The organism is Labilibacter marinus (assembly GCF_001659685.2).
In the GTDB taxonomy this organism is placed as follows: Bacteria; Bacteroidota; Bacteroidia; order Bacteroidales; family Marinilabiliaceae; genus Saccharicrinis; species Saccharicrinis marinus.
Map to the genome: position 1 here is coordinate 1 of NZ_LXYE02000072.1, position 7552 is coordinate 7552.

General features: G+C 36.3%; 5 protein-coding genes. 2 read left to right on the top strand and 3 right to left on the bottom strand.

Translation table 11 applies throughout. From position 1 onward, the window contains the following. Positions 1-136: 136 nt before the first annotated feature. The 3 genes from A8L32_RS23150 to A8L32_RS23160 form a co-directional block, all read right to left on the bottom strand. Positions 137-583 carry a transposase gene (locus A8L32_RS23150; RefSeq protein ID WP_066633782.1) on the bottom strand — a complete coding sequence of 149 codons (447 nt, stop codon included), beginning with the start codon at positions 581-583 and terminating at the stop codon, positions 137-139. A 353-nt stretch (positions 584-936) separates the two neighbouring features. Then, positions 937-1338 (bottom strand): DUF1987 domain-containing protein, encoded by a 402-nt coding sequence (locus tag A8L32_RS23155; protein WP_066633768.1) that lies wholly within the window; start codon positions 1336-1338, stop codon positions 937-939. Between the two features lie 5 nt (positions 1339-1343). Beyond that, a complete protein-coding gene (locus A8L32_RS23160; RefSeq protein ID WP_066633771.1) occupies positions 1344-1856 on the bottom strand; it encodes a SiaB family protein kinase in 513 nt (170 codons plus the stop codon). 216 nt (positions 1857-2072) lie between these two features. Here A8L32_RS23160 and A8L32_RS23165 point away from each other — a divergent pair, with 216 nt between their 5' ends. After that, positions 2073-5135 carry an ATP-binding cassette domain-containing protein gene (locus tag A8L32_RS23165; protein WP_066633777.1) on the top strand — a complete coding sequence of 1021 codons (3063 nt, stop codon included), beginning with the start codon at positions 2073-2075 and terminating at the stop codon, positions 5133-5135. A 116-nt stretch (positions 5136-5251) separates the two neighbouring features. Next, positions 5252-7531, top strand: a complete 2280-nt coding sequence (locus A8L32_RS23170) for a PP2C family protein-serine/threonine phosphatase (RefSeq protein WP_066633779.1) — start codon at positions 5252-5254, stop codon at positions 7529-7531. The last annotated feature ends 21 nt before the right edge of the window (positions 7532-7552 follow it).

The following is a 7552-nucleotide window of genomic DNA, read 5'->3' on the forward strand; positions in this document are numbered from 1 at the left end:
AAAACGAATCGTGCTTTGTATCCAACTTATCTGAACGACATTGTAAGTATAGCCTGAAAGGCTGTTGCCTATCAGCATAGGGTGATAACCCTATGAATTAAGCGCCTTGTAAGTTGAGCACTGTAGTGCGATAGTTTCAATCCCATACATATCTCTCATCAAATTCAATATCATATTCTTTAAAAAACAATCTCAATTCCTCTTTGAAGGTATTTTGTTTGTGATGTTCTGGTTGATTGATAATATACTTCTTGACTGAATGTACCCGTGATGAGCTAACCGAAAAACTGGCATATCCATCCTGCCAACTAAAATTCTGAATTCCCTTTTGCTTAATTATTACAGATGAAGGTGTTTTAATGGCAGAAACAAGTTGGGCAATTGTCATCGTTCTTGGTAAAACGCATAAAATATGTAAGTGATCAGGGTTAATAAATATCTCTTCTGTATAAACACCCTTTTTACTTAATGTAGTAACAATATATGCTTGAACTTCACGGGCAATTTGATTGCTTATAATTGATTCGAAATGTTTTGTAGAAAATATAATATGTAGGTAGACTTTGGATAATGATTGTGCCATTTTATTGATTGCTTTGGTTTTAAGATTAATCAATATAAGTATTTCATCTTATAAATTAAAGAGGCTTTCAGCCTTGCTTTTGCATCTTGCCTAACACATAGCCATAAATGACTATGCTAGTACCGGAAACACTTTCAGTGTTTTATTTACGAGATGATATAAGCAGAGCACAAGAAAAGAATCGTATGGGGGTGCATTAATATCTTAGGTACATAAGTGAACCCTATTTTATATTATCATCCCAAAGCATATATTGCATTTTATAGCCTGAAAGGCTCATAGGTATCAGCATAGGGTGATAACCCTATGAATTAAGCATCATGTAAATAATGCGCTGTAAGTGCGATGGATAATTACACTTTAAGCTCTATAAATTCGAAAGATATTTTTGACATTTTCGACATTTCCTGACCTACTTCAAGCATATCTTCATCGTCATCTTCGTAATGCCAGCGAATAACAATTTGATGACCCAGAGAATGCAGATGACCTAGCTTTTTTAAAAAGTCGAGGATAAATTTAGCGGAAGTTGAATTAAAATATTCCAGGTTAAAATTAAAAGTATAGGGTGTCTTATCTGGCAGGCCTTGCTGGGTTAAGGATGATTCAAAATCAATGACCCAATCAATAACATTTTTATAAAAAATACTGGCATTTTCGGGTCTCGATTCCCCTGAAACTTCAAAAATAGATTTGTCGGTGTCAAACCATATTTTTGGGGAATTTGGCGTAGAGTCTATTGTTAGCTTTCTCATTAAATTTACTTTTTATGCTCCAAAGGAACGCTTACCTGCAATTCAAAAACGGATAATTCGTTGTTTACTGGCGTAAAGTTATAGTTAATTTTACTGTTGGCCTTTAGGGCTATAGTTATAATCCCCAACCCGGCTCCTTTGTTTTTGGCAATAGTATCTTTATTAATCTGATCCTCATACATTTTCAGTAAACCTTCTTTATCCTGTTTTTTAACGTGATCAATTTTTAGTTGTAAATCATCCACTTCTTCATTAGAAATCAGGTTTCCTGCCGTAATAAGGTATTCTTGTTGTCCTTTTTCAAGACTGATGTATGGGTGAATGGAGGTGTCAGAAGGTGCTGCATGATGTCTGAGCATATTCTCAATGCATTCGACCATAATGTTGTACACACGTTTTTTGAGTACCTTTTTAATAGAATGAACTTCCAGATCCTTCTTTACTTTTTGTAGAAGAATTTCTGTAGTTTCAAATTCAATGGGTCCTCTATAATTTAGTATGGTCTGAATTTTAGCCATTATAAGCGTGATAGATAGTGTTAAATATGCAGGCAGGTTTTGTGCAAACACCCATAGCCTTCATTACTTTCTTTTACAAGATAGGAAATTATTAGTAGCTTTATGTACAATCTAACAAGAGAGTTAAATTGGCTTTAGCTGCAACAGGATGAACCTATACTGGGAGAATACCGAATGCACCAATTAGGCCCGAGTCCGTTTGAAAACAAAGAATATATGAACGAGAATATAATTAAGGCACTTATTCAATTATTTGCCCTAGTCATTGATATTGATTTATCTGTTAATCATCCTAGCCGAGAACGTAAATTTGTAGAATCGTTTTTGAGTAAGCTCTTAAATAAAAATCTGATTGAAAAATACCTGCTTCAGTTTGATGATTACCTAAAATTATATGCCACCCCAAACGTAGATATTTCAGATAAGAAGAAAAAGAAACGTACTATGCTGTCTGCTATGAAGGTGATGGGCATCTGTGAGCAGATTAATCATGAACTGGAGCAAAAACAGAAGACCTATGTATTATTAAAGCTGCTTGAATTTATTTCGCTGGATACTATATTAACCGAGAAAGAATTGGATTTTGTACTTTCTGTAGCCACGGCTTTTAATATTGATGAAACAGAATATCGTAACTGCAAGGCTTTTGTGTTTAATGAATTAAAGGATTTATCCGATACCGAAAATGTAATTGTTTTTGATTCGAACGGAGGTCAGTCTGAAGGTGGAATTAAACACCGGAACATTGGAGAAATCAACGGAGAAATCATCTTTCTGAATATTAAGAGTACCAACACCTTTGCTTTTCGTTATACCGGTAATCAGGATGTGTATTTAAATGGGCAAAACTTTACGCCACACCAGGTATATATTTTCGAAGCAGGATCATCCTTACGCAGTGCCACAACACAAACCATATATTATACTGATGTGGTTAAGGTGTTTATGAACTTGTCGGAGGAAACAAGTACCTCATTAGTTGCCCGCAATATTGATTTCAGATTTAAGAACAGTCGCAATGGTGTGAGGCTGCAGGAGCTTCATATTGATTCGGGCCAGCTGGTTGGGGTAATGGGAGCCAGTGGTGCAGGAAAATCTACCTTACTGAATATACTAAATGGAAATATTGAACCACAGAAAGGGCAGGTGTTTATCAATGGCCGCAATTTATATCAGGATGATAGTGCGGTAAACAAACGTATGATTGGTTATGTGCCTCAGGATGATATATTATTTGAAGAATTAACGGTATACCAGAACCTATATTTCAATGCACAGCTATGTTTAAATAACTATTCTGAAGAGAAGAGAAATGAGCATGTGGAGCGAATGTTATACGACCTCGATTTGTATGGTGTTAAAGACCTAGTGGTAGGTAACCTGTTAAATAAACTTATCAGCGGAGGTCAGCGCAAACGTTTAAATATAGCCCTTGAATTAATACGAGAACCATCGGTGCTCTTTGTGGATGAACCTACTTCCGGCCTGTCTTCATTGGATTCGGAGGTGGTGATGAACCTGTTGAAGGAACAAACCTTGAAGGGAAAAATCGTGATTGTAAATATACATCAGCCTTCGTCAGATATCTTTAAGATGTTCGACAAGATGTTATTTTTGGATAAGGGCGGATATTTGATTTATTCGGGGCACCCGATTGAAGCGATCAGTTACTTTAAGTCGAAAAGCAACTATATTAATGCTACAGAAGAACAATGTATTGAATGTGGTAATGTGAATCCTGAACAGCTTTTACAAATCATTGAATCCAGAATTGTCAATGAATATGGTAAGCTAACCCGGGAGCGAAAAATAACACCTAAGGAGTGGTATGAATTTTTCCTAGAAACAAAGCAGGCTAATCCTAGAGAAATTCCCTGGAAGCAAAATACAGGCGGTAGTCTGTTTAGTATCCCGAAGAAATTGAGCCAGTTTCGCATATTTTTTCAACGCGATTTAATGACAAAGTTAAGCAATAGGCAATATCTCTTAATTAGCCTATTGGAAGCGCCTGTATTGGCCATATTGTTGGGTTTTTTCACAAAATACATCAGTGGTGTTACAGGTAATCCGGATGCTTATGTTTTTATGAAGAACAACAATATTCCGGCGTATATTTTTATGGCTGTGGTAGTGGCCCTGTTTCTAGGACTATCTATATCAGCCGAAGAAATTATCAAAGATAGAAAACACCTGAAACGGGAATCATTTTTAGGATTAAGCCGAAATAGTTATTTGAATTCTAAAATAGGGCTCTTGTTTATTATATCGGCCATACAGATGTTCACTTTTGTACTTATTGCTAATTATATCCTAGAGATAAAAGGTATGACTATGCATTATTGGCTCATCTTGTTTACCACATCTTGCTTTGCCAATCTATTGGGATTAAATCTCTCTTCGGCTTTAAATTCTGTGATCACCATTTATATTCTGATACCGTTTATATTGGTACCCGAATTATTATTTAGTGGCGTAATAGTACGTTACGATAGTCTTCACAAGAGCATTACCTCGCAGGAGTATGTGCCGGTGATTGGCGATGTGATGACTTCGCGTTGGGCCTATGAGGCACTGATTGTTCAACAGCATAACGGCAATAAGTATCAAAAATATTTTGGAGAGGTAAAAAAGCAAAAGAGTCAGGCTACCTATTATAAAGACTACCTGATTCCTAAGTTGGAGAGGAATGTCAGATCGTGCAAGGCATCGCTTGAAAATAATATTGAACATGAACAGATGGAAGTGCAGCTGAACCTGATTAAAAATGGTATTAAAATGCTGGAAAAAAATGCAGGCCTTCTTTATGATAAAACTTCACAAATCAATACAGAAGTTGTGAACCATGAATTACTGGAGGATATTGAAAATTATCTGTTGCAAAGAAAACGTAAACTGATGGATCAAAGAAATGAGGCCTCACAAAAGAATGATAAAATATATCTGGAGTTAAGGGATAACTTTGGAGGTGAGGAGAAGTTTGACACTTTTAAACAGCAATATTTTAATAAAACCATAAGTGATTTAGTAACCAATAGAACAAGCATTACGGCGATAACGCAAGTAAAGGATAATTGGGTGCAATTGAAGGATCCAATTTATAAAACACCAGATTCCAACTTTGGTCGGGCCCATTTCTATGCGTCGTACAAACGGATAGGCAATACACAAATACCAACATTTTGGTTTAACCTGATGTTTATATGGTTGACAACAATATTGTTATATTTCACCTTAAAATATGACGTTTTAAACAGGATATTAAACAAAATGGGTAAGTGATAACAGTCATTTATTGATATTCAAAAACAATAAACATGAATAGTTTTGTGTATTAATACGGAAAATTGAGGATATTTAAATGATTAGCAATAGTTACCAATAAAAACACTTGTACTATGGTTCAATTAAGCCATGGTACACAATCAACCAATAATACAAACAATATGAGTAGCTCTAGAATACCCAAATTTATTGGATTAAGAATATATTTCACGTCTACCATCTTATATTTATTTTTGGTGATGCCGTTTATTGGTTTTTTATTTTTTCAGAACCTTCCTGAAATTATGAAAGGATCAAAAATTGCCAGAGAATTGATGCGTGAGGAAGCGGATTCACAAGTAAGCAGTTTGGATTCGAGTCGTATTCATTTAGAGGAGGGTATGGAGGAAGATGAATTAGGATCGCTGGAGGAGCAATATGTCCAAATGGCTGATTCTATAGCGGCTTCAGTTGAGCATCGTGTTGAAAAAAGAGGGAGCAAGAAAAAGGGTATAAGAAATAAACACCTGAGTATATTTTTAGGATGGTACTTTAAAAGTTTGCTGTTATGTTATTTGTTGGGGCTGGCTTTTAACCGACCCTTTAAAATTTATTTGCGACGAAAAAGGAAACAAAAGCATATTGGTGATCGCCTGCAGTGGTATTGTAAAAAATTCATCTTACAAACTCCGTTAATCAATGGCCTAATTTTAACTTTACCTCATATTGCCAGCCATGCTTTTGCTCTTTTAATTTTGATGTCTGAAAATCCGGTTAAGAATGGCGTGGAAGATGACAACTTCCTGAATTTCTTCTATGTTTCCGCTGTGGCAGCATTCCTTACTATACTGTTTGTTTATTTCTGGCAGAAAAACAGGGTGCGTTTAAAGTATATAGAGTTCTTCTATAGCAAGGAAGAGCTTAAGAAACGTATATTCCGCTTCAGAAGTGGTAAAATAGGAAGGCAGTTGTGGTTTGCAAATGCCTTAACTACCTTTTTTCCACTGGCTATTGTTGGGCTATATATAGTTTTAAGTTTGTCATCGATAGAAAGTCTGGGTTTATCAGAATTAAGTTTGGACCAAAGGAAGGTGCTATTGGGTGATTGGAATGACTCGATAGATATGATATTAGGAGAAATAGATATCGCCAATCAGCAAAATTTTTACTACGTAAATGCTATTGATACCGTCATCATGTTTATTGGCATTGGTACAGGCATTCTGATTTCTATCATTTATATCTTTCTGATTCTGAAGTGGACTACCCATAGCATAGTAGATCCAGTCAGAGAGCTCCTGTTGAATATGAAAAAAATCCGTTCCGACGGAATTACCGATTTTACTATTGTACGAACCAATGATGAGGTGGGTGAACTGGCTGAGGGTTTTAATGTTATGATTCAGAAGATTAAAAACTATATAGCCAGTATTTCGAAGATGAATGCTGAACTGGAAGACAAAGTTATTGAAAGAACCCGCGAAATTGAAAAGCAGAAAGAAGAAATAGAGGACCAAAAAGAAGAGATAGTAACCCAATTGGAGCTTGTTATTAGTCAGAAAGATACGATAGAGGCTCAGAAACAACAGATATTAGATAGTATTCATTACGCCAAGAGGATTCAGACAGCCATCATGCCGCCTGAAGATCTGTTGCAGGATTCCTTTTGCGATCATTTTGTGTTAAACAATCCGCGAGATATTGTTAGTGGAGACTTCTACTGGAATGTGAAAAAGGATAATAAACTGTATATCGCAGTGGCCGACTGTACAGGACATGGTGTTCCGGGAGCCTTTCTGAGTATCTTGGGCATATCGTACCTCAATGAGATAGTGAGTGCCAATGATTATGATGCCAGCCAGATACTAGGGCGACTGAGGGAGTCGTTAATATTTTCGTTACACCAGAAAGGGAAAGAGGGAGAAGCCCAAGATGGATTGGAAATAGCTTTGTGCATTCTCGACCTCAATAACAATACGCTGCAATATGCCGGTGCAAACCGACCACTTTACCTGTTTCGTAAAAATAGTGATGATAAAAACAATGTAGAACCGGAGCAAGATTATATGCAAGTGATACCGAATGGTGATTACCGTATGTTGAAATATAGACCGGATAGTATGCCCATAGGTATATACTACGATGCAACTTCGCCTTTTACCAATATTGATATTCCTATTCAACCTGGCGACTCCTTTTATCTGTTTACGGATGGATATGTGGATCAGCTCGGAGGTCCTAAACGAAAAACATTTCGCGTGAAATATCTCAGGGAGCTTTTATTCGGTATTCAGGAAAAAAAGATGAGCGAACAAAGAGAGGTATTACAAGAGAATATTAAACAGTGGCAAGGGGATTTGATGCAGACCGATGACATCCTGGTATTGGGCGTTAAAATTGGTCCTGACAAATAGATGTTTAGAGACAAAACATAA

Excerpts from the sequence above, each read along its gene's own strand:
- A8L32_RS23170 (WP_066633779.1), top strand. The coding sequence starts at position 5,252 with ATGGTTCAATTAAGCCATGGTACACAATCAACCAATAATACAAACAAT.
- A8L32_RS23160 (WP_066633771.1), bottom strand. The coding sequence starts at position 1,856 with ATGGCTAAAATTCAGACCATACTAAATTATAGAGGACCCATTGAATTT.
- A8L32_RS23155 (WP_066633768.1), bottom strand. The coding sequence starts at position 1,338 with ATGAGAAAGCTAACAATAGACTCTACGCCAAATTCCCCAAAAATATGG.
- A8L32_RS23165 (WP_066633777.1), top strand. The coding sequence starts at position 2,073 with ATGAACGAGAATATAATTAAGGCACTTATTCAATTATTTGCCCTAGTC.
- A8L32_RS23150 (WP_066633782.1), bottom strand. The coding sequence starts at position 583 with ATGGCACAATCATTATCCAAAGTCTACCTACATATTATATTTTCTACA.